The sequence below is a fragment of the Bulleidia sp. zg-1013 genome (genome assembly GCF_019798045.1).
GTDB lineage: Bacteria > Bacillota_I > Bacilli_A > Erysipelotrichales > Erysipelotrichaceae > Bulleidia.
This window is the reverse complement of record NZ_JAGXEX010000001.1, coordinates 323,585-349,538: the sequence shown is the minus strand read 5'-3', so window position 1 is coordinate 349,538 and position 25,954 is coordinate 323,585. Positions and strand designations below refer to the sequence as shown.

The window sequence follows — 25,954 nt, the reverse complement described above, 5'->3', positions numbered from 1 at the left end:
AAGGAGAAAAAGAATGAAGAAAGTTGTTAATGGACTTTTGGCGGTCGGTATAGCTGTATCTCTTGTTGCTTGTTCGAGTTATTCAAAATATAAGCCCGGAACATACAGTGCTACTTCAAAAGGACATAGTAGTGAGGTAAAAGTAACAGCTGAATTTTCAAAGAATAAGATTGAAAAAGTAACAGTTGACGCAAGTGGAGAAACAGCTTCTATTGGTCAAGCTGCGGTTGAGCAACTGGTTAAGAATATTCTATCCAAACAAAGTGGTGAATTTGATGGTGTAACGGGTGCGACTGAAACAAGTGATGCGGTTAGAAGAGCTTTAAAAGCAAGCATCAATCAGGCAAGTGTTAAGGATGGTGTTTATAAAGCTATTGCGAATTCATTTTCCGTCACAGGACAAATGAAGGGTGAAGTAACAATTGCGAATGGTAGAATTAAAGATGTGAAAATTAGTGAAGAAAGTGATAGTACTACAGGACAATGGTTTGAACAAGCTGAAACAAAGTTCATTCCTCGTTTATTAGAAAACCAATCCTTAGCGACAGATTCCGTTACCGGAGCAACGACTTCCTCCGGTGCTATTCGTAGTATTGTATCTTCTGCTATTGAACAGGCTGGTGGTAAGAGCGATGAATGGTATACACCAGTTGAAAAGAAAAAAGATACAGTGAAGCTAGAAGGTTATGATGTAGTTGTTGTTGGTTTAGGTGGATCTGGTATTCTATCTTACGCTAGTGCGGCGGATAATGGTGCTAAGGTGTTTGGTTTTGATGCAGCAGCACAAATTGGGGGTAATTCAGCTTCCGTGTATGGACCAATGGCTTTAAATTCTAAGAACTTAGCGAAAAAATACAATGGTGGTAAAGACTATATTTCAACCGATGAAGTTTATCAAACTTGGTTGAAGTATGTCGGTACAGATAAAAAAGCCGATGTCATCAAAGAAGCAGTTGAACAATCGGGAACAGCTTTGGATTATTACATGGATAAATATGACTTTTCTTTTGATGGTATGGGTGGATTGGTCGGTTCCTTCGTTGTTCCAACATGGACAAAATTATGGACTGTTTATACCGCTGATAAAGCCAATAAAAAGTGGTATACATTTGGACCTGATCACACATTCCAATTCACGCATGCTTTAGAAAAAGCAAAGGCGAAGAATGAAAAGAATGATTACAAGTTAGAATTAAGCGCAAAAGAATTATTGAAGGATAATAAGGGAAATGTGACGGGAGTTAAGGCTGTTTCTTATGATGGCACAACTTATGAAATCTATGGTAAATCAGTCATTCTGGCAACGGGTGGTTTCTTAGGAAATGAAGAAATGTTAAAGGAGATATATGGTTCTAGTATTCGTCCAATTGGTGACACTGTGAATAAAGGATCCGGCATTAAGATGGGTCAATCGGTAGGTGGTGCTACTTATGCAATGAAGACATTACCGATGGTTCATGTATCTCAAGTTCCAAATATTATTCGTGATAATTCTTTAACGGCGGATCAAAAAGCTATTTTATCAGCTATCGCTACAACATTAGATGGTAAACAAATAGATGAGACAGGTAAGGTACTGGGAAAGGCGGATAAGTCAGGTACAGAAAACAGTGAATTGACAGTGGGTATTGTTTATACACCCGGTTTCCATTTCTATAATGTTTATAGCCAAGAAGAAATTGATGCAATTAAGACAAAGGGATTGAGTGAAAAGACAGCTAAGGTTTCAATCTTCGGTTTAGGTCAAGGCGGTAAAGTTCCTATGGCTAATACACCAATTAAAGACATTGATAAAATTATCGAAGTTGCTATGAATACCAATAATGCTTGGAAAGGAACAGCTTCTGAATTGGCGAAGAAGTTGAATATGAAAGAAGAAGAGTTGGTCAAGTCTTTAGGTGATAAGGATAAGAACTATTACTTATTTGAAAGTGTTGCGTATTCTTATGGTACAGTTGGTGGTTTGGATGTGAATAAGAATATGAATGTCTTGAGGAAAGATGGTAGTCCAATTGTCAACTTATTTGCGGTTGGTCAGGATTCAGAAGGAGTTGCTAATAAAGATGGTGAAGCTTATACACCATGGGGTGGTCAAGCTCAATCTTGGACTTTTGTTTCTGGTAAAATTGCCGGTGAACAAGCAGCTAAATTAGCGAAGTAAGAAAAGGAGGGGGTGTTTGAAGTGCACCCCAAAAGTTAGACACAAACTAATTTTTGGAGGTGTACTTCAGTTTTCATTCCCTCTTTGTTTTGAAAAAACGAAATCGTTTTATTTTTTCAAAAAGAATGATTGTGCAATTTTTACAAAGTCTAAAGTTTTTTTGACAATGTTTTAACAAGTCTTCTTTGATATAAATATAACTGTAAGAAATGAAAGGGGATTCTTATCATGAGTTTTAAAGATAAAGTTATGGAATTTTTTGGTAAAGTCGGCGAAATTTTTGGTAAAGTCGGACAAAATGTTTACCTAAAGACCATTTCCAACACAATGATGGGTACGTTAGGTCCGGTTATGGTTGGTTCTGTGGCTGTATTGTTTGCGGCTTTTCCGGTCGTTTCTGTAAAGACATTCTTTGCGAATGTTGGTTTAACACCAATTTTCTTAGCTATCAATTCAGTCACAATTGGTGCGTTGGCACTTTATGTTTCCTTTTTAATGGCAAAGAATTTAGTTACATTTAAGCTAGCAAGTGATGATGGTGCTATGGCAGGTGCCTTATCCTTAATGGCATTCTTAATCATTACGCCATTAGCTACTATGAATAAGGCGACAGTTTTACCTACTCAATGGTTAGGTGCTGCGGGAGTGTTCTCTGCTATGATTATTGGTGCAGTTATAGGTCGTATTTATGTTTTATTCCAAGAAAAAGGATGGACAATCAAGATGCCTGCTTCTGTTCCTCCAAATGTATCGAAAGCGTTCGACTCTTTATTTCCAGCCTTCATTATTGCGGCTATATTTGTTGTGATTCGTTTATGTTTCCAAGCGACAAGCTATGGTAATATGCATGCCTTTATTTATGGTATTATCCAAGCTCCATTACAAGGTATTGGTGCTTCTTTACCGGCGACGATTTTAACAAGCTTTTTAATGCAATTATTATGGTTCTTCGGTATTCATGGTACCAATGTTATCAATCCTATTGTTCAGCCGGTTCGTTTGGCACTAGATGCTCAAAACACGGCTGCTTTAGCAGCTGGTACAGCCTTGCCAAATATCGTTGGCAATGCGTTCTTCTCCATTGTATGTTGGGGTGGTTCGGCTTTAGGTTTAATTTTCTGGATGTTAAAATCCAAGAGTAAACAATATCGTGAATTAGGTAAGATTGCTTTGGTTCCTGCTTTATTTGGTATCACAGAACCGGTTATCTTCGGTACACCATTAGTATTTAATTTCAATTTCTTCTTCCCATTTGTTTTAAACAACTCAATCAATTTAACGTTAGCTTACTTCTTAACGAAGATGGGAATCGTTGCTAGGTGTGCAGGTATTCAACCTATCTTTGGTTTACCTTTAGGATTTCACGCAATGGTAGGAGGCAGTTTATCCATTATCATCTTACAATTATTCATTCAGTTAGTACTTTCACCAATTGAGTGGTATCCTTGGTTTAAGAAGGCTGAAAGAGAAGCACTTAAACAAGAACAAGCCACTGAGGCGGAGGCAGCTAAGTAATTATTTCATTGGTCATCTTTGTATGACCATTTTTTAGGAGGGTACACGATGTTACAATTTTCAGAATTATATCCCGTACAAAATCAAGCACGGTATAAACAATCTTTAAATGGTCTTTGGAAATTTTCTTTGGATCCAAATTCAATAGGTGATGAAGAAAAATGGAAGAATGGTTTAAAGGAATATGACTATATTCCTGTACCGGCTAGTTTCAATGATTTATACACCGATAAAAAAATCCGTGATTATGTAGGAGATTTTTGGTATGAAACAAGCATCTTCTACCACCAAAGTGATTTAGATGCGTTCTTACGTTTTGGTTCGGTAACACATCGCTGTGAAATTTTCGTGAATGGAGAAAAAGTTGGTGAACATGAGGGTGGTTTCTTACCGGTTGTTGTTCATGTTAAGAAGGCTTTAAAGCCAAATGCGAATAATACAATTGTTGTAAAAGTAAATAATTCATTATCAGAAGCCAGTCTTCCATGTGGTGCTGTTAAGTATTTGAAAAATGGTCGACCACTAGTTACACCTTATTTTGATTTCTTTAATTATGCTGGTATTCATAGAAATGTTGACTTTGTCGAAGTTCCTAATCAAGCAATTCAAGACTATGAAACAAGCTTTACTTTAGAAAATGAAAAAGCAATCGTGCATTATTCAGTAAGACAAAATAGTGATTGTGATGTCCTTGTGACTTTATTTGATGCTGGTGGAAAAGAAGTTTCTAAAGCAAAAGGAGAAAAAAGCGAGTTGATTGTTGACCAACCAATACTTTGGCAACTTCGAAATGCGTATTTATATACCTTACAAATACAATTAGTAAAAGAGGATACCATAATAGATGAATATAGTCGTCCATTAGGAATTCGTAGCATTGAAATTAAAGGTGAAACAATCCTTCTAAATGGCAAGAAGATTTATCTAAAAGGCTTTGGTAAGCATGAAGATGCGGAAGTCTTTGGTCGTGGTTTCAATTATCCAATAATCAAAAGAGATTTTGAATTGATGAAGTGGTCTAATGCGAATAGCTTTCGTACATCACATTATCCTTATGCAGAAGAATGGTATGATTTTGCAGATCAAGAAGGGTTTTTAATCATGGATGAAGTTCCGGCTGTTGGTATGATGCGTTCAACTAGAAATGCTGTCGATGCCGGATCTGGAAAAGTAACACATTTCTTTCAAACCGATACGGTGCCGGCTTTATTAAAAAATCATTTAATGGCTGTTGAAGAAATGATACAAAGAGATAAAAATCATCCCTCCGTTATTGCGTATAGTTTATTCAATGAACCGGAAACTACAACGAAAGAATCATATGAGTATTTTAAGAAAGTTTTTGAATTTGCTAGAAGTTTGGATAAAACCAGACCTTTAACAGGTGCTTTTGAAAAGAACTCTGCTCCGGAATTGGATTATTGTCATGAGCTATGTGATTTTATTTGTTTAAATCGTTATTACGGTTGGTATATTTCCGGTGGTGCTGAAATGGAAGATGCGGAGTTAAAATTTAGAGATGAAATGAATCGTTGGCAAGCTAAAAAGTTAAATAAACCATTTGTCTTTACCGAATTTGGTACAGATACACTTGGTTCTGAACATAAGTTACCATCGGTAATGTGGAGTCAAGAATACCAAAACGAGTATTACCAAATGAACTTTCAAGTTTTTGATGATTATGAATTTGTGCAGGGAGAATTAACTTGGAATTTCGCGGACTTCCAAACAGGAGAAGGAGTTTTCCGTGTGAATGGTAACAAGAAAGGTGTGTTTACCCGCAATCGTCAGCCGAAAGAAGTTGCTTTCATTCTTAAAAAACGCTGGGAAGAGAAATAGAAAAAAGTGCTTTACTTAAAAATTGTAAGGCACTTTTCAGTGCGATTTTTTCTCTAAACGAATAGGATCTTGAATGTATACTTTTTGGAATTCTTTGGGGGATAAGTGGTATTCTTTTCGGAAAGCTCTAAAGAAGCTGGAGTAATCACTAAATCCACTTTCTTTGAAAGCTTCTTTAATTGAAGCACCGGAAATCATTAAAGATTTAGCTTTTTCTAAGCGCTTTTTTAAGATGTATTGATGAATGGAAATGCCAACAGTTTCCTTGAAAAAATGAGAAATATAATACTTAGACACAAAGAAATGATTGGCTAACTCATCCAGACTTAAATTATCTTCTAAATTTTGTTCAATATAGGAAATGATATTTTGAAATAAATCATCACTTTCATTCAGAATGGAAGGATTAACAGTTTCATACGCTAAGCGCGATAAAGTTAGTAATAGGTCAAAAACCCCAAGCGCCAACATTCCTTCTTCCGCAAAGCGATGAGAATGAATTTCTTCTAAACAACGTAAAAATTTCGTATGAATTAAGGAAATATCAGAATTGCTAAAATGAAAACTAAAACGATTGGTTTCTTTTAAGTAGCGAGGAAGGAAGTCAATTTCAGGAAAAATCTTTTCATATTTTTCCATAAAACTAGGATTTAACCAAAAAATAAAACGTCGATAAGGTAAGTCTGGATTAACGTTCACGATACGATGCTTTTGACCGGCCGGAACAACCACAACATCAGTCTTTGTTAAGGGAAGAACAACACCATCAATATCTAAATAAATATCACCTTCTAAAGGGAGGTAAATTTCATAATAACTATGACGATGTAACTCCACCGGCTCAAATTTTTCATCTGAATAATAGTAAAGCTCAAAATCTTGATTAACCATAAACTGGCGATAGGTAAAGCTAGATCTAAATTTCTTCTTCATACATTCATTTTATCGCAATTTTTACAATATGAATAACAATGACTTCAATCGGAATAAAAAAGCATGAAATTTATAATAAATTCAAAGAAAAGAGGGACTTTACGTGGAAATGACATTACGTTGGTATGGTAGTGCTTACGATACCGTTACTTTACAAGAAATACGCCAAATTCCGGGGGTAAAAAGCGTTATTACAACTTTATATAATAAACAGCCGGGAGAGCTTTGGACTCAGGAAGAAATCCATGCTTTAAGAGAAGAGGTAGAGGCTTCAGGATTGAAAATTTCCGGTATTGAAAGTGTCAATGTTAGTGATGCAATTAAAACTGCTAGTGCTGAACGGGAACACGATATTGAAACTTACATCGAAACTCTTCGTAATTTAGGAAAAGAAAATATTCACATGGTTTGTTATAACTTTATGCCGGTTTTTGATTGGACGAGAACGGAGCTGGCTCGTAAAAGGGAAGATGGCTCAACGGTTTTAGCCTATACGCAGAAAGCAGTGGATGATCTTGTGCCAGAAAAAATGTTTGCGTCTATTGTGGATGATATGAACGGTACGGTTATGCCCGGTTGGGAACCTGAACGCATGGCAAAAGTGAAAGAATTATTTGCCCTTTATAGAAATATGGATAACGAGACGTTATTTGAAAATTTAGTGTATTTCTTAAAAGCAATTATGCCAGTATGCAATGAATACGATATTAAGATGGCCATTCATCCAGATGATCCGGCTTGGTCGGTCTTTGATTTACCAAGAATTATCATCAATCAAGATAATTTGTTGCGCTTAATGAAGACGGTAGATGATGTACACAACGGGGTGACTTTCTGTACAGGTTCTTTAGGAACTAGTCTAAAGAATAATTTGCCGGCGATGATTCACTCTTTGAAAGGAAGAATACACTTTGCTCACATCCGTAATTTAAGATTTCATTCACAAGATGATTTTGAGGAAGCGGCTCACTTATCGAGTGATGGTACTTTTGATATGTATGAAATCGTGAAAGCTCTTTATGAAACGGGATTTAGTGGACCAATTCGTCCGGATCATGGTCGCATGATTTGGAATGAGAAAGCAATGCCCGGCTATGGTTTGTATGATCGTGCTTTGGGTGCTACCTATATCAATGGTTTATGGGAAGCAATTGAAAAAAGTGAAAAGGGAGAATAGTAATGGAATTAAATCGTCAATCTTTAAAAGAGAAATCTTTTTGGCTAGATAGAGGCTATGAGCTTCCTCAATTTAATTTAGAAGAAGTCATATCCGAAACAAAAGAAAATCCGGAATGGATTCATTTTGGTGCAGGAAATATTTTTCGTGCTTTTCAAGCCAATTTAATGCAAAAATTATTGAACAAAGGTCTTGTAAAAACAGGCTTGGTGGCAGTCGATGGTTTTGATTATGAAATCATTTCAAAACAATATCATCCCCATGATAATTTATCGGTTTTAGTTACTTTAAAAGCAGATGGAAAAGTAGAAAAAACAGTGATTGCCTCGATTGCTAATACAGCTATCTTGGATTTTTCAAATAAAGTAGAAATTGAAAATTTAAAGAGAATGTTTTCTAAGGATAGCTTAAAGATGGCTTCTTTTACCATTACAGAAAAGGGGTATAGCTTAGTTAATGGTGATGGTCACTATATTCCAAATGTCTTAGCGGATTTTAAACAACATCCATTTCAAGCAAGAAGCTATATTGGAAAAGTAACGGCTTTATTATTTACTAGATATCAAGCTAATCAAAAGCCTATTGCAATGGTATCGATGGATAATTGTGCACATAATGGCGATAAATTATATAAGGCTGTCCATACATTCGCAAAAGAGTGGGTTTCTAATCACATTGTGGAAGAGGGATTTTTGGCTTATATTGAAGATAACTCCAAAGTTAGCTTCCCTTGGACAATGATTGATAAGATTACTCCAAGACCTGATGCAAGTGTGGAAAAGATATTGAAAGAAGATGGTTTGAATTTAGCCCCAGTCATCACATCAAAGGGCTCCTATGTGGCACCATTTGTGAATGCAGAAGAGACAGAGTATTTGGTGATTGAAGATCGTTTCCCAAATGGTAAATTACCTTTAGAACAAGTTGGTGTGGTGTATACCAATCGCGAAACGGTGGAAAAGGTTGAACAAATGAAGGTTTGTACTTGTTTAAATCCTTTACATACTGCTTTAGCCGTTTATGGATGCCTGCTTGGTTTCCATAAAATTAGCGATGAAGTGAAAGATGGAGATTTGTTAGAATTGATTAAGAGAATCGGCTATGTAGAGGGCTTACCGGTAGTTGTTCATCCCGGTGTTTTAGATCCAAAAGAGTTTATTGACACGGTTATTGATATTCGCCTTCCCAATGTATTTATGCCTGATACCCCACAACGCATTGCAACAGATACTTCACAAAAATTAGCGATTCGCTTTGGTCAGACTATTAAAACGTATCTATCCCAAGGTAAAGATACTTCTTTATTATTTGGTATTTCTTTAGTGATTGCCGGTTGGTTACGCTATCTACTAGCGAGAGATGATGAAGGTAATCCAATGGAATTAAGCGATGATCCTTTACTAAAGATAATGCAAGAGAAGCTAAGTGTATTAAATAAAGATAATGTATCTTCCGTTTTAGAACCGATTTTAAAAGATCAATCTTTATTCGGAGTGGATTTAGTGAAAGCCGGCTTATCAAATCGTATTATTTCTTATTTTATCGATATGCAAGAAAAAGGTCATGTTCGTTCTGTATTACATAAAACAATGGAGGAATTAAGAAATGAAATCAATTGTTGATACGTTTGAAAAAGTCGGTATTGTTCCAGCTGTGGTCATTGATGACCTGGAAGAGCTTCGTCCTTTGACTAGAGCACTTTTAAATGGTGGTTTACCTTGTGCAGAAGTGACTTTGCTTGAAAGTATAAGTGCTAGCCATAATGGTAGGAAAGCTTTAATGAATGGAAATGGAAGGGTTCAACGATGAATTGTTTTTTAGGTAAAAATTTTTTATTAACAACTGAAACAGCAAGACGTCTATTTCATGAAGTAGCCAAACAAGAACCGATTATTGATTATCATTGTCATTTAAGCTCCCAAGAAATTTATGAAGATAAAAAGTTTGAAAATATTAGTGAAGTATGGCTTGGCAGTGACCATTATAAATGGCGTTTAATGAGAGCGAATGGTGTTCCTGAGCAGTTTGTATCAGGAAATGGTGATGCGCACCAGAAGTTTCTTTATTGGGCTTCTACTTTGGAAAAAGCGATTGGTAATCCATTGTATTCGTGGTCGCATTTGGAATTGAAACGATACTTTGGTTATGAGGGTATATTGAATGCAAAGACAGCTGAGGAAGTTTGGCAATTATGTAACGAAAAAATTAAGTGTATGTCAGCTCGCCGATTGATTTTGGATTCTAAAGTGGAGGTTTTGTGTACGACGGATGATCCGGTGGATTCCCTAGGGTGGCATGAAAAATTGAAAGCAGACACTTCCTTTCAGACACGAGTTTTACCTGCTTGGCGTCCTGATCGAGCAATGGCTATTGAAAAACCGGATTACTTGGATTATATGAATCAATTAAGTGAAGCTTCTGGAATGTCAATTGATACGTTTGAGGACTTAAAGAAAGCCTTATCTTTGCGTTTGGATTATTTTGAAGCACATGGTTGTCATGTATCAGATCATGGCTTGGATTATGTTCCTTATGTGGAAAATGCAGATGATAAAGCTTATTCCATATTCTTTAAGAAGAAATTCAATGAAGTTTTGGATAGTCAAGAGGTACACACTTTCTATGTTGCTTTATTGAAATTCTTATCAAAGGAATATAAACGAAGAAACTGGGTGATGCAACTACACTTCGGCGTAAGTCGTAATAATAATCACCGTTTATTTGAAAGGGCCGGTGCTGATGTTGGAGGTGATCACATTGGTGCTAAGGTGCCTTTGGATCAGTTATCTAAGTTCATCAATTCTTTGGTGGAAGAAGATTGTCTTCCTAGGCTAATCGTCTATTCTTTAAATCCAAATGATAATACCATCATTGATACAATATTAGCTTCTTTCCAACAAGAAGGAGTGGCCAGTTATCTGCAACATGGTGCCGCTTGGTGGTTTAATGATTCTTTGAATGGAATGACCAAGCAAATGAAAGAGTTGGCAGCGAATGGATTGCTGGGAAATTTTGTGGGAATGTTGACGGATTCGAGGAGTTTCTTATCCTATGCACGCCATGAATATTTTCGAAGAGTTTTATGTAAGTACATTGGTGAAGTTGTGGAATTGGGTGAGTTTCCAAATGATGAGGAAGCTTTAAGTCAATTGATTAAAGATATTTCTTACAATAATGTAAAACGATATTTCGGATTTTAATGATAAAACAGGCGTTGCCTGTTTTTCATATGGTCAAAGCGAAAGGAAAGTAAGAGTTTATGATATAATCTTGAATATGAAAAAGAAAGAGATTTATATCATTGCCATACTGGCTTTATTCGCTCTTGGTTTACTTGGATTTATGAAATTTAGAGAGCATTCAGTGATTAAAAAAAATGAAACAACAACTGCAACCCAACCAAAAGAAAATAAATCAAAACAAGATATGGGCTTAACGAAGCCAACAACGAAAGCCAAAGGAAAATGGGTTGGTATTGTTCATCGCCGTAAGGTCATCCAATGGTTTGATTCAGGGATTGATGGAAGCTATGTTGTTAAAGGAGATTATGGTAAGTTTGGTGTGGAAGTGAAAAATGGAAAATGGCATGCGCATGAAGTGGATTGTCCAAATCATCTTTGTGAAAAGATGGGTTGGGATGATGGTGGCTCATTGTATCCAATTTCTTGTATTCCGAATGGTATTTATGTTGGAACAAGTGAATGGATAGAAAGTTATGTGAATTCATGAATCGTCCTAATCAAACAAGGCATTTTACAGTGTTAGCTTTATTGGCTGCTATGGCTATTACCGTAAATTTGTTGGAAACAGCGATGATTCCACCAATTGCAGGGGTATTTCGTATTGGTTTAGCGAATATTATTGCTTTAGTAGCGATGAAGATACTGGGTATTAAAGAAATGCTAATTGTGAATACGATGCGTGTTTTCATAGGAACTTTAATGAGTGGTACTTTCTTAGGTTCCAATTTCTGGATTAGTTTTGGGGGTGTTCTTTCCTCAAGTATCATCTTGATTGTGTGTGATTATATGCAATCCAGCTTATTATTTACTTCTGTTTTAAGTGCAATAGCGCATTCTGTCGGGCAAGTGATGATCGTTATGTTTTTTTATGATCAACGGCTGATTCTAGTTATTTTGCCTTATTTCTTATTATTATCTATTCCTACTGGATTATTGACCGGTTATATCTCTAAGTTAGCTATCCAAAGAGTGAAACCAATGCGTGCTTAGGTTCAACCTAAGCTTTTTACTTCTCACGATAAGACTTTGTTGCATTATTCAAACATTGAATAATGATTTCACCATGCCTTTTCACTCGGATGGGACTTAAAATATGGGCTTGTTGAAGTTCTTTCATTGTCGTAGGTTTAACCTCTAGTATCCTATCCAATTCATCATTGGTGAAAATGTAATAAGCAGGCACATGGAGATCATTGGAACGTTTTTTTCTAAATTCCAACAAGATGTTTTTTAATTCTTCTGTACTTAGTGTATGGCATAGGTCATACTTATCTTGATAAAATTTATAATAATCCACTGTTTCAGAGCTGGTAAATCGAAGATAAGCTTGGGCTCTTCGTTCCATAGACTTTTGAGTATTAAATAAATCATCACTTTTCTTATGCCGGAGGTCATACTCTAGTTGTCGAACGAGAGCATCAGCTCTTAAAATTTTATATTTCATTTCTTTTGGGGCTTTAGAAGTGTTTAAGATGGTTTCTTGATTTGTTGCGACCACCAATACCCGACGATAGTATTCAAAACATTGGGAGGTAAATATTTTTTTGAGAGAAGATGCGTTCTTTTCCCAGATTTTCCGAAGCACTGCTCTTTGAGCTTCAACTTGTCTTAAAGGAGAATACATACCTTTTTTGATTCTTTTACCTTTGATATTTAACTCACGAATAAAATCGCCCTTATCATTGACAGTGATATTGCCTACTAAATTTTTGCATTCGACATAATAGGTGAATATAGGAGTGATAATGACATAATCAATTTGAGCGCTTAAATCTTCGTGTTGAACTTTGATATCCCGTAGAACATACATCCCAATGTTGGCTTTTTTTAATTGATAAGCCACTTCATTTTCACCATTCAAACCTTGCTTAATAATAAATAATTCACTTAATAAATCTTCATTGTTTGGATATTCATTATTTAATTTTTGCAAAGCATCGTATCGATCTTGCAAATCACTATTTTCTTTACAAAAAATTGTCTCTTTAAATCGAAAAGTGTTCGTTATTGAACGAACAATATTATCAAGAAGTGCCATAGTATCTGTTTCCTTAACTAAATTATTATACAATGAAACGCTACGCATTATTTGAAGTCATGGATAATATATTTTGTATTTTCTTGTTAAAACCAAATTTTATTTTTATAACCAACTAATTTCCGATTCGGTTCTATTTCTAATACGCTTAATATTTTCCTTATGACGATAAGCAACGAATAACCAAAGCACAAATAAGGGAAGTTGAATGGAAATAGGTTCTTTTAAGAGAATGCTCATGACACCAGCCGAGAATAAAGCTACTAAAGAAGAAAGAGAAACCATCTTGGATAGATAGAGAGTGATTAAAAAGATAGCCAATGGTGTAGCGAATAAGCCTAAATATTCACCCTTATGAAACAAACAAATGCCAAGTAAGAAACCAAAGCCGGTCGCTACCGCCTTACCCCCTTTAAACCGGGCAAAGATTGGGAAACAATGTCCTAAACAACAAGCAAGACCAGAGAGAATAAGAACTTCAGGGGCGAAATAATAACTCAGTAACATAGCCGGAATAGCCTTTAAGGCATCTAAAACAATAACGGTAACACCAGCTTTTTTTCCTAAAACACGCCCGGCATTAGTGCCCCCCAGATTACCCGAACCTTGGTTACGAATATCGGTGTGATAGAACACTTTTCCGATGACTAAGGCCCAGGGAATAGAGCCTAATAAATACGCTACTATACAAACAATCATATTATTGAACATAGTCCATCTCCTGTGAATGTGTTTTTAGTATATACCATGTGTTCTATCACTTCAAAAAAAGTGTGAAAATTAGTATAATAAAAAGACTGTTAGGAGAACAAATGGCGAATAAATACACTGATGATAGTATACAAGTTTTAGAAGGTTTAGAGGCAGTTCGTAAAAGACCGGGTATGTACAGTGGTTCTACCGATTCTCGTGGTTTGCACCATTTGATTTGGGAAATTGTCGATAATGCGATTGATGAAGCACTCAATGGTTTTGGTAAGGAAATTCAAATCACTTTAGAAAAAGATGGCTCAGTGAGTGTGGAAGACCATGGTCGTGGTATGCCTACGGGTATGCACGTTTCAGGAATACCGACCATTCAAGTAATCTTTACCATTCTTCATGCCGGTGGTAAATTCACTAGTCAAGGTGGTTATAAGACAGCCGGTGGTTTGCATGGAGTTGGGGCTTCGGTTGTGAATGCTTTAAGCGAATGGTTAACGGTGGATTCTTTCCATGATGGTGAACATGTTCGGATGACTTTTAATAGAGGAAAAGTCGCTTCTGAATTGGAGAAGATAGGCAAGACCAATAAGACGGGAACGATTGTTCGTTTTAAACCAGATCCAACTATTTTTCATGTAATAAATTTCCATTTTGAACAAGTGGCGGAAAGAGCGCGTGAAGAAGCTTTCTTATTATCCGGTATTTCAATGGTTGTAGAAGATAAACGAGAAGGTAAAGAGGCACGGGAAGTTTTTTCTTATGAAGATGGCTTGGTTGCTTTCTTAGAATATTTACATGAAGATCGTCGGGTAATGATGGAACCGGTGAAGTTTGAAGGAAAATATCAAGGGATCGATGTATCCTGTATCTTTCAATACACCGATGATTACCAAGAAAATACGTATAGCTACGCTAACCTAGTGCACACAAGGGACGGGGGAAGCCATGAGATTGGCTTTAAAGGGGCTTTCACAAAAGCCATGAATGAATATGCCCGTAAATATGGTTTGCTTAAAACAAAGGATAAAAATTTAGATGGTTTGGATGTTCGAGAAGGATTAACGACGGTTATTTCGGTTCGTGTTCCAGAAGATTATTTGGAATTTCAAGACCAAGTAAAAAGTAAATTAACCACTCCATTAGTTAAGACAGCGGTTGAAAGTGTGGTTTCTGAGAAACTTAGTTTCTGGCTTGAAGAGCATCGCAGTGCAGCCGATGATTTGGTTAAGAAGATAATTCGTGCTCAACAAGCGCGTGAAGCGGCTCGTAAAGCGAAAGAAAATGTTCGCAAAGGAAAGAGCTTAGGAAAAGGAGAAAAGGTTTTATCGGGAAAATTAGCCCCGGCCCAAACCAAAGATTCTAAAATCAAAGAACTCTTTTTGGTCGAAGGAGATTCAGCCGGTGGTTCAGCAAAACAAGGTCGTGATTCTCATTACCAAGCTATTTTGCCTTTGCGTGGTAAGGTTTTGAATACCGAACATGTATCATTAGCTGAAATTGAAAAGAATGAAGAGCTAAATACATTGATTTACACCCTTGGTGCCGGTGTTGGTAAAGAATTCACAGTGGAAGATGCGAATTATGGCAAAGTTATCATTATGACCGATGCGGATGATGATGGATCTCATATTCAAATTCTTTTATTGACCTTCTTCTTCCGTTATATGCGACCTCTTGTGGAAAAGGGTATGGTATACATTGCCTTACCACCTTTGTACAAGGTTAGTAAAGGAAAAGAAATTCAATACTGTTATAGTGATGAAGAATTAGAAGAATTAAAGTCCAAACTTGGTAAGGTGGAAATCCAACGCTATAAAGGTTTAGGGGAAATGAATGCGACGCAACTTTGGGATACAACCATGGATCCGGCCCATCGTACATTGATTCAAGTCAATATTGATGATTTATTGATGGCAGAAAAGAGAGTATCAATGTTGATGGGAAATAAGCCGGAATCACGTCGTCATTGGATTGAAGAGAATATTCAATTCACATTAGAAGATAACTTTAAGGGAGAGATGTAATGACCAGGAAAAAAGAATGGATGGATCACACCCGTTATTTAAACCAACGCTTAGAAGATATTATGGGCGCTGGTTTTGGTCGTTATGCGAAATACATCATCCAAGAAAGAGCGTTACCAGATGCACGGGATGGTTTAAAACCAGTGCAGAGGAGAATTTTATACGCTATGTATAACGATGGAAATACCTATGATAAGCCTTATCGTAAGTCGGCTAAGACAGTTGGTTTAGTTATTGGTAATTATCATCCCCATGGAGACACTTCCGTCTATGATGCGATGGTTCGTATGTCACAAGATTGGAAAGTACGAATGCCTTTTATTGATATGCACGGGAATAATGGTTCTATTGATGATGATCCGGCCGCGGCGATGCGTTATACCGAGGCTCGTTTAGCGAAAGTAAGCCAAGTCATGGAAGAAGATTTGGATAAAAATACGGTTGAAATGAGTCCGAACTTTGATGATACCGATGTTGAACCAACGGTTTTACCGGTTGCTTTTCCGGTGATGCTCGTGAATGGGGCAACGGGAATTGCGGCAGGCTATGCAACGAATATGCCTCCACATAACATTAATGAAGTGGTGGATGCGACGATTTATCGTATCCAAAATCCTGATTGTGAACTAAAGGATGTCATGGATATTATTCCCGGACCAGATTTTCCAACTGGTGGAATTGTCCAAGGAGAAGAAGGAATTCGCGCAGCTTTTACAAGCGGTAAAGGGCGTATTGTTGTACGGGCTAAAACAGAAATCATCCAAGAAAGGAATTTTCAACAAATCATCATCACTGAAATACCTTATGAAGTTGTTAAAGCTAATTTAGTGAAAAAGATGGATGAAATTCGCGTATCAAAAGAAGTCGATGGCTTAATGGATGTGCGGGATGAATCGGATCGAAATGGTTTGCGTATTGTGGTGGATGTTCGTAAGGATGCCGATGCAAATTTAATCTTGCAATATTTCTTTAAAAATACGGATTTGCAAGTCTGCTACAACTACAATAATGTAGCGATTATTAAAGAAACTCCAGTTCAAGTGGGGTTATTGAAGCTTTTAGATGCATTTATTGTATTCCGTAAAGAAGTGGTTTTACGAAGAGCACGCTTTGAGTTAAATAAAATGGAAGCTAGAGTGCATATCATTGAGGGCTTAATCAAAGCTGTTTCTATCTTGGATGAGGTGATTGCGATGATTCGTGCTTCCAAAGATAAAGCCGATTCTAAGCGTAACTTAATAGCAAACTTCGGTTTTGATGAAATACAAGCCGAAGCAATTGTGTCTTTGCGTTTATATCGTTTAAGCAATACTGACATTGTGTCTTTGAGAAATGAATTTGCGCAATTGGTGAACCAAATCGAAGAAACAAAATCTATTTTGGAAAATGAAGCCGTGTTGAACCATTTGATGATTCAAGAATTACGCAAAGTGAAAGAAGAGTATGGGGATGCACGTCGTACGAAGATAGAAGCTGAAATTGATGAAATTAATATTAGTAAAGAAGCGATGATTGCAAGTGAACAAGTGATGTTGACAGTGTCGAAAGACGGTTATTTAAAACGTGTGTCTTTGCGTTCCTTCAATGCGGTTCGTGATCAAGAAACCGGCTTAAAAACAGGCGATCAATTGATTGGTCAAAAAGAAGTGAATACGTTAGATACAGTCTTATTATTGACATCACTTGGTAACTATGCGATGTTACCAATCTGGCAAATTGATGATGAAAAATGGAAGGATATTGGTAGTCATTTAAATAAATTTGTGCGGGTTAATTCGGAAGAAAAGATTGTATCTGCGATTGTTGTGAAAAGCTTTGATTCTTATGCTTGGATTACTTTAGTTACCAAAGGCAATAAGATTAAAAAGACCAGATTATGCGATTGGAAAGTGGAAAGAACTTCACGTTTATTTAAAGCTATTAATTTAGAAGCGAATGATGAAGTTTGTGCGGCTTTTATGACCTATCAAAATCAAGAAGTGGTTGTGTTGACGAAGGATGGGTATGCTTTGCGTATGCCACAAGACCAAATTCCCGAAGTAAAAACTTCTAAGGGTGTGCAAGCTATGAAAGTGGCTGAAGAGGATGAAGTGGTTTATGCGACAAGCGTCCATGTTGGTGAAAATCTATTATTCATGACCAATGCCTTACAAGCGAAACGCATTCATTTAGAAGAATTACGCTTAAGTGGAAGAGCGAAGAATATGGGAGAAAGGATTTGTAAAAAGAACAAGTCCAATCCATCTTGCTTGTTATATGTCTTAGCGGTGAAAGCGAGTCAGGACTTAGAATTTGGTGGACCATTGAAACAAGTATTATCGACTACCGATATTCCATTTAAAGAAAAAGAAGTGGGTTTTAGTGCTTTATCATTAGATAAAGATTATTATCTAAAGTTGGGCATTCAAGAAGCGCTCATTGAGGATGAACCGGAAGTGCAAAAAGACCAAGTTTCTTTTCAACAATTAGGTTTGTTTGAGGTGGAAGAATGAAGTGCATAGGCTGTGGGGCTAAGTTGCAAGATGAGTGTCCAAATGAGGTCGGTTATAGTCCAAAAAAAGAAGTTTTGTATTGCCAAAGATGTTTTCGTTTAAGGCACTATGATGATCCTGTCTATTCCAAACGCTTTGGTATTGATTCAAGGCTTGTCTTTCAACAAATTCAGAAACAAGAAGGTATTTTGATTTGGGTTGTGGATTGTTTTTCTATGGAAGAAAGCTTGGAACAGGACTTTGTTCAACAGCTTCAAGATCGAGAAATCATTCTTATTCTTAGTAAGAGAGATGTATTGCCGGCTGAAATCAATGAAGAAAAAATAGCGAAAATGATGATTGAAAAAATTCATCAAAAACATCTTCCTATAAAAAAGCTATTCTTCCACTCAGCGAAGGTGGATTTAGGGAAAGAGGAACTGTTGGTGTATTTACATCAGTACCCTCCAGGAACAAATTTTATTTTTATGGGTTTAGCCAATGCGGGTAAGAGTTCTCTATTAAATCAATTGTTAGAAACAGAAGCTTTAACCGCTTCTCGTTATCCTGGAACAACGTTGGAATTTTTAAAATTAGAAAAAGATGGCTATACCTTTATTGATACACCAGGGATGGAAGTAAAGGCTTCTTATCTCATGGAAGTCAATGAGTTAGATTTGAAAAAGTTACTTCCAAGCAAGACCCTAGTGGCTCGTAATTATCAACTATATAGTAATCAGAGCTATTTTATTGGGGCTTTGTTTCGGATTGATTTAAAGACGAGCGATAAAGCTTCTCTAGCTTTCTATTTTCATGAGCAATTAATCATTCATCGAACAAAACTAGAACAAGCAGATGATTTATATCAGCGTCAAAAAGGTAAGGATTTAAAGCCTTGTTTCAATAAAGATTTAAGTGAAGAAAAGATTATCCTAAAAGGAAAAGAAAAGTTGGACATTGTCTTGCCGGGTCTTGGTTGGATTTGTCTATCAGGTTATTTTCAACAGATTAAACTTCACTTACCAAAAGGGATTGAAGTATATACTAGAAAGGCAATTTTATGATATTAACTCCTAAACAAAAAGCGTATTTGCGTTCTTTAGCACAAACAGATAAAGCGAAATTTCAATGTGGAAAAGATGGTTTATCCAATACGTTTATTGAATTAATTCAAAATGCGTTTCATACGCGTGAATTATTAAAAATTCATGTTCTGAAAGGATTAGAAGTGGATTTAAAAGAATTAGCTTTTGATATTGCCCGCTATACAAAATCAGAAGTGGTTCAAATTATTGGTCGTCAGATTGTGCTATATAAGCCAATGAAAACACCTAGAATCGGATTACCAAAATGAAAGAACTCATCGCTAGCTTTGATCCTATTTCTTTAAAAGACTTTTTAAAGCTTAGAAAGATGGCAAAAAAAGAAAGGTTAGTTCTATCTTGTTTCCAAGAAGGTAAGCTATCTTTTGCGTATCGTTTGGAATTATTAAGAATGGTCTTTCAGGCTGTTAAAAAGATAGAAATCGTGGATAAACTTCAACAGCCAATAAAATACAATTGCCAAGATGAACAAGCTATTCAAAGTGGCAAATTTTATTTAGTACCGGCTTGTATTCGCAAAAATCTGATTGAACAAAATGCCTTTGCTAAAGAAATATTGCTAGCTCATTTAAAGCCCAAACGAGTCGCGCATTCTTATTCTGTTGCGAAAGTGTGCCAAGCTTTAGCGCATCAACATCATTTGGATGAAAAGAAAGCGTATTTAATGGGTTTGTGGCATGATATTTGTAAGGATGAAGAGCATCAAGAAGAAAAAATGGCTTATTATTATCCCTATAAACAAGTACCAAGTTGGACCATTCATGGTTATTTAGGAGCTAAGTGGCTAAAGGAAAATTTAGGTATTCAAGATAAAGATATTTTAAGAGCCATTCAACGTCATGCTCAAGGGGAACTAGGTAAAACAGCTTATGACCATATCTTATATATTGCTGATAAGATTGAACCTTTGAGAAATTATGACACTAGTGAAGAAGAACAACTGGCGAAACAAGATTTAAAGAAAACTGTAAAATTGATTTTATGCAAGCAGAAATTATTTTTAGAAAGGAACCAGGATGGACACATTAAAAGCGATTTTAACTTTTTTAGAAACCAAACCAGCTGAACAGATACAAGTTATTGATATGCGTGGTGTCTGTTCATATACCGATTATTTTGTGATTGTGACAGCGAAGAATCCACGTCATTTATTGTCTCTATTAAACGATTGTGAAAAGGAATTGGATCGATTGGGACAAGGCTATCATCGGGAAGGGGAAAATGGTAGTTCTTGGTTATTATTAGATGCGAAAGACTTTATGATTCATTTCTTTTTGGAAGAAAGCCGTCGCCAATATCGCTTGGAAGCCCTTTGGGCAGATCAGCCACAATATCGTATGGAAGAAATGTTAGTGAAGTAGAAGGAGTTAGCTATGGAGTGGTATGAACAACCTTATTTCCAGCATCGCGATTGGATATTGAGTCATTTAGAAGAACTAAATTTAAATGAGAAAGAAAGTTTACTTGTTTTAATCTTGGATTTTTTGAATGAACATGATCAATTTATTAGCTTAGCTCAGTTAGGTAAGAAACTGAATGAAACGGAAAGTGAAGTTGAGCAACAATTAAGCTCCTTAATGGAAAAAGGTTATTTGGAAATAGGTAGTTCAAAAGCAGGACCGGTCTTTGATTTAAAAGGGCTGTTCTTATTTGACCAACAAAAGGAAGAAATTAAGAGTGATTTGTTTTCAATTTTTGATCAAAATTTTAATCGTCCTTTATCCACAACGGAGCTTCAAAAGCTTTCTGATTGGCAAAAAACCTATGATCCAAAGGTTGTTCTTTGGGCTTTAAGAGAGGCTTTGATTAATGAGAAAGTTTCTTTTCCTTATATTGAAACTTGTATCTTATCGGCTTATAACGATGCGGTTAAGTTAAGAGAAATCATTGAGGGAAAGCGATGAAGAACCTACCGGCCTTAAAGATTATCGAGGAGTTGGAAAAGCTATTTCCAGAAGCGAAAGGGGAATTGAATTCACGGAATACCTATGAGCTTTGTGTAGCGGTTATCCTTTCTGCTCAAAGTACCGATGTTTCCGTCAATCAGGTAACACCAGCTTTATTTGAAGCTTATCCAACATTAGAATCTTTAGCGAAAGCAGAGCTCAACGATGTGGAAAGCTATATTGCCCGTTTGGGTTTGTATCGAGCAAAAGCGAAAAATATCATTGGTTTTGCACAAGTGGTGATAGAACGATTTGATGGTGTGATTCCTTCTTCTATGGAAGATTTGACTTCATTACCGGGTGTGGGAAGAAAGTGTGCCAATGTGATTCAAGGAGAATGCTTTCATTTACCATCCTTGGCGGTGGATACGCATGTATCTCGAATTGCGAAGCGTTTGGGTTTGGCTTATCAAAAGGATTCAGTTGCGGTCATTGAACGGAAGTTAAAAAAGAAACTACCTAAAGAAAAATGGACAAAAGCTCATCATCAAATGATTTTCTTTGGTCGTTATTTATGTCAAGCGAAAAAGCCCCGGTGTTATCGCTGCCCCTTTGTGGAACATTGTCATGAGAAGAATAAGAATTTAATTGCTTAGAAATATTTTTATTTTTCATATAAACCAGTTAGAATAGTTAAAAATGGAGGTAGAAGATGGAAAGCTATGTATTGAGCATGGAAACAGCGGCTGATGTTAGTCGAGAATATTTGGAAAGTAGAAATATATCAAGTCTTTCTTTTCATTACAGTTTGGCTGATAAGTTATATACAGATGATTTTGGCGAAACTTTAAGCATTAGGGATTTTTATGAGGCCATGCGTCAAGGAGAAATGACACGCACTTCACAAATTCCAAATGGGGAATACGAGGCTTATTTCCGTTCGTTTTTAGAAAAAGGATTGGATGTCATTCATGTTTGTTTATCATCGGGCTTATCGGGTACTTACAATGGGGCTTGTATGGTGGCGGAACAGCTAAGAGAAGAATTTCCTGACCGTAAGCTTTTCGTTATTGATAGTTTATGTGCTTCAAGTGGAATTGGTTTATTGGTTGATCAGATGGCGAATGAAAGAGATGCCGGTTGTTCGATAGAAGTGTTAAACGAGTATGCTTTAAAGACACGTTATTTGGTTGAATTATGGTTCTTCTCCGGTGATTTAACGTATTTTATTCGTGGTGGTCGTATTTCTAAGACCGCCGGAACTATTGGAAATATGTTACACATTGAGCCATTGATGAGTGTTGGAGCCGATGGTAAATTGAAAGTTCGTAAAAAGATTCGGGGCAAGAAGAAGACTTTAGCAGCTTCTTTAGAGATGGTACAAAAGTATGGTGATGCTGAACAAAAAACAATTTTTATTTCTAATGCGGATTGCTTAGAAGATGCGAAAATGCTTGCAGGAATGTTAGAAGAAGCATATCCGAGTGTTCAAATTCATCATTTTGATATTGGAACAACCATTGGTTCACATACTGGACCGGGTACGGTAGCGTTCTTCTTTATGGGGAAGGATCGTCGTGAGGTTGAATTGGATTTTAACAACTAGGTATTCTAGTTGTTTTTCATGAAAATGAATGAAAGTTATACTATTGGAAAAGGGGAATTATGAAATTACCAGAGAATTGGCAAGAATATAGTCATTTAGAACAAGCAAAATGGTTTCTAAAATACGCAGTGAAATATCAACGAGAAGGGGAAATTAGAGGTTTATTGGAAGATATAGAGCCAGAAGTTAAGGAAGCCTATGAAAAGTTTTTAAATGCAGGTGGATATAACTTCTAAAATTTTAGTTGCTTTATTAGTACCCTTATTTGGGACACGGGCATGGTTTTGTATGGGATGTTGGTTTAAAAAAGATAGGCCTTAGCCTATCGAATTTTAGAGTTATTTAGGATGGTAATGGCACCGTCCTTTTCTTTTCTTTGAAGTGCTTGTAAACCTTTTTTATCGGTATATTCGGTTACAATACTTTGAATTTTTGTTTCTTGATAACGCACTAAAAACATCTTAATGCTCCTTTCTACTATTTTTAATAAAAATAAAACGTTCGCTTTATTAAGTATAATGACTTCTTTTTAGAATGCAATAGGAATGCTCAAAAAAGGATACTTCAAGTATCCTAATTTAATCCATAGACATAAAGAATGACGGATGATCCCTTATCAATTTGCGTGCCTGCAATATTTTGTCCACTTGTATCGACGATTTTTTCAACCAATCCCCATTGGGAAGCATCTGATGTTTTAGTGCTTCTTGTTTCAAGACGAATATTATTCGCCTTTGCCCAAGCGGTATAATCCGTTGCTTTAGAAGAGGATGGTACTAAGGTTAAGTCTCTTGGTGTTTTAAAGATAGCACAAGCTTCATTTGAATTGATATTAATCTTCTTATAGCCATAATATCCACAGACTTGAGTATCCGTATTCGCTGCCAAGCCACTAATCTTCTGTTGCAATGTTTCCTTAGAGGATTGAATTTCTTGGATGGTCTTACCATTTTGAACGATCCGTGCTTTATAGACAACCGGACCAGTTAAGGAGCGAATATCTAAGCTATCATTACCAACCTCATTTAAAGCTTTCGCATCTGGATAAGAAGCCCAATTAAAGCTCATCGTATGGTCGGGATTGTATGTAACATTGAAGCCGGCGATATTTTGTAGATGACCAATCATCTCTTCGGCAGTCTTTAATTTTTCAAATTCTTTACGAATATAACCAGTTGTGATTAACTCACTTGGTAAATGACTACTTGGGGCAACGTAAGGGAAGATACCGCGCACAAACTTAACGGTTGAAACATCCCTTGATCTTTTGACACCGGATGGTTTCTTATCACGGTGTAAGACATCCAATAGCTTGGAATTGATACGACCGGGTATGTTTTGATTGACAATGGAACTTGTCACATACGATAGCTTACCCTTTTCAGCTGAATTGAAACCAATCCAAACAGCTGAGGTATATTGGCTTGTTTCAGCAACCATCCATTTATCTTTCTGAGCCAGCTTTGGAATACCATATTGCAAACCATCGCTGCCCCAGTCGGTTGTCCCTGTCTTCGCATAAACAGGATAAGAACGCTTCAATATCTGCATGTAGTTGTATACATCTGATTTGGAAACATTAGTTTCCATTAAGTAAGCTGTCATATAGGCGGCGGCTGAAGAAATCACTTGTTCTTTTTGGAAGTTAGCTTTGTAATCCGCTTTATCACCATTACGGAAATGGATGCTTGTGATGGTATGGGGCTTAATGTAATTACCGCCATTCATCATAATGGCATGTGCGGCAGCCAATTGTTCGGCAGTAACACGCATTGATCCACCACCAATCGCATAACTGATACCAACCTCATCTTTGTTGAAACCTTTAAAATGCAATTGATCAACTAAGTAATTTTGAATACGCTTCAATCCACTCTTATCTTGCACCGCTTGGAAAGCTTGGATGGCTGGCGTATTTAAAGACCAGTTCAACGCTTTCTTCAAGTTAACACGACCAAAGTACTTACCATTCGCATTACGATAGGTCCAGTTTCCATATTTAACAGGCTTATCCATGAGTTCATGACCGGTGGACCAACCTAAATCTTCAAAAGCTAATGCATAATCCAAGAACGGCTTTACCGCAGAACCCGGTTGATTGTATTGTTGGGTGGCTCGATTTAACAATTGAGAACCACCTTTACTCCAGTTACGACCACCACCAATTGCTACGATTTCACCGTTTTGGTTATTGATAGAAATACCACAGACTTCCAGACGATCATGTAAGCGAATACCCGATTCTTTGTTTGCTTGAATGCGTTCGTATAAGGCTTGTGTCTTTTGGTCTAAAGAGGTATGAATTTCCATGGCCGTACTTAATGGATCTTGCCCCGTCACTTCTTGAGCTTCCTTTAAGGCCGCATCAATATAAGCTTGATTCGCATTACCGGTTGGTAAAGTCTTTTTCGCATCAATCAATAAATCCTCAACCTTAATACTCTTTGCTAATTGACATTCTTTTTTAGAAATATAACCATGGTAAGCCATTAAATCTAAGACAGTATTGCGACGTTTCGTCGCTCGATCTAAGTAGTTATGAGGATCATAACTATAGGGTGAGTTGACAATACCAGCCAATAAGGCGGATTCAGAAGTATTTAATTCACTAACATTTTTACCGAAATATTGACGGGATGCCTTTTGCACACCACGGATATTACCAATACCACCAAAGTTCATCTTATTCACATACATCGTGAAAATGTCCTTTTTACTAGAATTATTTTCTAATTTTAAAGCTAGAGCAATTTGTTGAATTTTGTAATCAATACTTTGGGTGTAGGTTTTCCCTGTTTCATCGTTAACAAAGTAGCTTAGCTTGACTAACTGCATCGTGAACGTAGAGCCACCTTGCATATTGCCACGAAGAATGGTTTCAATAATAGACTTGGTGAAACGAGGTGCATCGAAACCGTTATGGACGAAGAAACGAGAGTCTTCGACCGATAAGAAGGCATCGACTAAAGAAGTTGGTAGTTGATCATACGTAACATTTTCACGCAACTGATTTCCAACGTCAGCAATCTGTTTTCCTTCTCGGTCATAAATCAAAGTACTTTGACTGGTACTAAATTTTTCTAACTTGAAGGAAGGGGTACGATGAAGGGTAGAATTCACCATCGTGACACCAACTAGACCAATGACCAGTTCAATTCCTAAGATGATGGCCATTAAAGTGTTTGCAATCTTTAGACCATGGTAACGGCGCTTACCATGAGGTTTTCCTTTGGGTTGTTTTTCTTTCACAATAT

At 36.6% G+C, this 25,954-nt stretch carries 24 protein-coding genes; 19 read left to right on the top strand and 5 right to left on the bottom strand.

Annotation, left to right across the window (positions count from 1 at the left end; translation table 11 throughout):
* Positions 1-13: 13 nt before the first annotated feature.
* The 3 genes from K7I92_RS01640 (at position 14) to uidA (ending at position 5,515) form a co-directional block, all read left to right on the top strand.
* A complete protein-coding gene (locus K7I92_RS01640) occupies positions 14-2,161 on the top strand; it encodes an FAD-binding protein (RefSeq protein WP_220281775.1) in 2,148 nt (715 codons plus the stop codon).
* 228 nt (positions 2,162-2,389) lie between these two features.
* Positions 2,390-3,676 carry a PTS sugar transporter subunit IIC gene (locus tag K7I92_RS01635; protein WP_220281774.1) on the top strand — a complete coding sequence of 429 codons (1,287 nt, stop codon included), beginning with the start codon at positions 2,390-2,392 and terminating at the stop codon, positions 3,674-3,676.
* A 48-nt stretch (positions 3,677-3,724) separates the two neighbouring features.
* Positions 3,725-5,515 carry a beta-glucuronidase gene (gene uidA / locus K7I92_RS01630; protein WP_220281773.1) on the top strand — a complete coding sequence of 597 codons (1,791 nt, stop codon included), beginning with the start codon at positions 3,725-3,727 and terminating at the stop codon, positions 5,513-5,515.
* A gap of 36 nt (positions 5,516-5,551) precedes the next feature.
* On the opposite strand, the gene K7I92_RS01625 is transcribed toward uidA, so the two are convergent.
* Positions 5,552-6,448 carry an AraC family transcriptional regulator gene (locus K7I92_RS01625; protein WP_203245394.1) on the bottom strand — a complete coding sequence of 299 codons (897 nt, stop codon included), beginning with the start codon at positions 6,446-6,448 and terminating at the stop codon, positions 5,552-5,554.
* Positions 6,449-6,557: 109 nt separating this feature from the next.
* Between K7I92_RS01625 and uxuA the strand changes: the two genes are divergently transcribed.
* The 6 genes from uxuA to K7I92_RS01595 all read left to right on the top strand — a co-directional run bounded on the left by uxuA (position 6,558) and on the right by K7I92_RS01595 (position 11,857).
* Positions 6,558-7,625 carry a mannonate dehydratase gene (uxuA, locus tag K7I92_RS01620; RefSeq protein WP_220281772.1) on the top strand — a complete coding sequence of 356 codons (1,068 nt, stop codon included), beginning with the start codon at positions 6,558-6,560 and terminating at the stop codon, positions 7,623-7,625.
* A 2-nt stretch (positions 7,626-7,627) separates the two neighbouring features.
* Positions 7,628-9,247 carry a mannitol dehydrogenase family protein gene (locus K7I92_RS01615; protein WP_220281771.1) on the top strand — a complete coding sequence of 540 codons (1,620 nt, stop codon included), beginning with the start codon at positions 7,628-7,630 and terminating at the stop codon, positions 9,245-9,247.
* Complete coding sequence (locus K7I92_RS01610; RefSeq protein ID WP_220281770.1) at positions 9,231-9,434, top strand: hypothetical protein; 204 nt, start codon at positions 9,231-9,233, stop codon at positions 9,432-9,434. The genes K7I92_RS01615 and K7I92_RS01610 overlap by 17 nt, the downstream gene beginning before the upstream one ends.
* A complete protein-coding gene (gene uxaC / locus K7I92_RS01605; protein WP_220281768.1) occupies positions 9,431-10,825 on the top strand; it encodes a glucuronate isomerase in 1,395 nt (464 codons plus the stop codon). The genes K7I92_RS01610 and uxaC overlap by 4 nt, the downstream gene beginning before the upstream one ends.
* A gap of 76 nt (positions 10,826-10,901) precedes the next feature.
* Entirely contained in the window at positions 10,902-11,354 is a 453-nt protein-coding gene (locus K7I92_RS01600) for a NusG domain II-containing protein (RefSeq protein WP_220281767.1), read from the top strand.
* Positions 11,327-11,857 carry a Gx transporter family protein gene (locus K7I92_RS01595; protein WP_220281766.1) on the top strand — a complete coding sequence of 177 codons (531 nt, stop codon included), beginning with the start codon at positions 11,327-11,329 and terminating at the stop codon, positions 11,855-11,857. Before K7I92_RS01600 ends, K7I92_RS01595 begins: the two co-directional genes overlap by 28 nt.
* Before the next feature lie 16 nt (positions 11,858-11,873).
* On the opposite strand, the gene K7I92_RS01590 is transcribed toward K7I92_RS01595, so the two are convergent.
* On the bottom strand, positions 11,874-12,905 hold the full coding sequence (locus K7I92_RS01590) for an NERD domain-containing protein (RefSeq protein WP_220281765.1): 1,032 nt from the start codon (positions 12,903-12,905) through the stop codon (positions 11,874-11,876).
* 105 nt (positions 12,906-13,010) lie between these two features.
* A complete protein-coding gene (plsY, locus tag K7I92_RS01585) occupies positions 13,011-13,616 on the bottom strand; it encodes a glycerol-3-phosphate 1-O-acyltransferase PlsY (RefSeq protein WP_220281764.1) in 606 nt (201 codons plus the stop codon).
* A 101-nt stretch (positions 13,617-13,717) separates the two neighbouring features.
* Here plsY and parE point away from each other — a divergent pair, with 101 nt between their 5' ends.
* From parE to K7I92_RS01535, 10 genes are read left to right on the top strand one after another with little or no spacing between them, the layout of a single operon-like run.
* Complete coding sequence (gene parE / locus K7I92_RS01580; RefSeq protein WP_203245402.1) at positions 13,718-15,634, top strand: DNA topoisomerase IV subunit B; 1,917 nt, start codon at positions 13,718-13,720, stop codon at positions 15,632-15,634.
* Positions 15,634-18,126 carry a DNA topoisomerase IV subunit A gene (gene parC / locus K7I92_RS01575; RefSeq protein ID WP_220281763.1) on the top strand — a complete coding sequence of 831 codons (2,493 nt, stop codon included), beginning with the start codon at positions 15,634-15,636 and terminating at the stop codon, positions 18,124-18,126. The genes parE and parC overlap by 1 nt, the downstream gene beginning before the upstream one ends.
* Complete coding sequence (locus K7I92_RS01570) at positions 18,123-19,169, top strand: GTPase (RefSeq protein ID WP_203245404.1); 1,047 nt, start codon at positions 18,123-18,125, stop codon at positions 19,167-19,169. Before parC ends, K7I92_RS01570 begins: the two co-directional genes overlap by 4 nt.
* On the top strand, positions 19,166-19,459 hold the full coding sequence (locus K7I92_RS01565; RefSeq protein WP_203245405.1) for a YhbY family RNA-binding protein: 294 nt from the start codon (positions 19,166-19,168) through the stop codon (positions 19,457-19,459). Before K7I92_RS01570 ends, K7I92_RS01565 begins: the two co-directional genes overlap by 4 nt.
* Positions 19,456-20,274, top strand: coding sequence for a bis(5'-nucleosyl)-tetraphosphatase (symmetrical) YqeK (gene yqeK, locus K7I92_RS01560; protein ID WP_220281762.1), 819 nt, complete (start codon positions 19,456-19,458; stop codon positions 20,272-20,274). Before K7I92_RS01565 ends, yqeK begins: the two co-directional genes overlap by 4 nt.
* Positions 20,225-20,569 carry a ribosome silencing factor gene (rsfS, locus tag K7I92_RS01555; protein ID WP_203245407.1) on the top strand — a complete coding sequence of 115 codons (345 nt, stop codon included), beginning with the start codon at positions 20,225-20,227 and terminating at the stop codon, positions 20,567-20,569. Before yqeK ends, rsfS begins: the two co-directional genes overlap by 50 nt.
* Before the next feature lie 12 nt (positions 20,570-20,581).
* Positions 20,582-21,112, top strand: a complete 531-nt coding sequence (locus tag K7I92_RS01550; RefSeq protein WP_203245408.1) for a DnaD domain protein — start codon at positions 20,582-20,584, stop codon at positions 21,110-21,112.
* The gene (nth, locus tag K7I92_RS01545) at positions 21,109-21,750 is read left to right on the top strand and encodes an endonuclease III (RefSeq protein WP_220281761.1); all 642 of its coding nucleotides are present in this window, start codon (positions 21,109-21,111) and stop codon (positions 21,748-21,750) included. Before K7I92_RS01550 ends, nth begins: the two co-directional genes overlap by 4 nt.
* Before the next feature lie 56 nt (positions 21,751-21,806).
* The gene (locus K7I92_RS01540; protein ID WP_203245410.1) at positions 21,807-22,700 is read left to right on the top strand and encodes a DegV family protein; all 894 of its coding nucleotides are present in this window, start codon (positions 21,807-21,809) and stop codon (positions 22,698-22,700) included.
* 59 nt (positions 22,701-22,759) lie between these two features.
* Positions 22,760-22,936: a hypothetical protein gene (locus K7I92_RS01535; RefSeq protein ID WP_203245411.1), complete on the top strand. Its 177-nt coding sequence runs from the start codon at positions 22,760-22,762 to the stop codon at positions 22,934-22,936.
* Between the two features lie 86 nt (positions 22,937-23,022).
* Here K7I92_RS01535 and K7I92_RS01530 read toward each other — a convergent pair whose 3' ends face one another.
* Together K7I92_RS01530 and K7I92_RS01525 are read right to left on the bottom strand one after the other, a co-directional pair.
* Positions 23,023-23,160, bottom strand: coding sequence for a hypothetical protein (locus K7I92_RS01530; RefSeq protein WP_203245412.1), 138 nt, complete (start codon positions 23,158-23,160; stop codon positions 23,023-23,025).
* Between the two features lie 113 nt (positions 23,161-23,273).
* On the bottom strand, positions 23,274-25,949 hold the full coding sequence (locus tag K7I92_RS01525) for a transglycosylase domain-containing protein (RefSeq protein WP_220281760.1): 2,676 nt from the start codon (positions 25,947-25,949) through the stop codon (positions 23,274-23,276).
* Positions 25,950-25,954 lie beyond the last annotated feature (5 nt).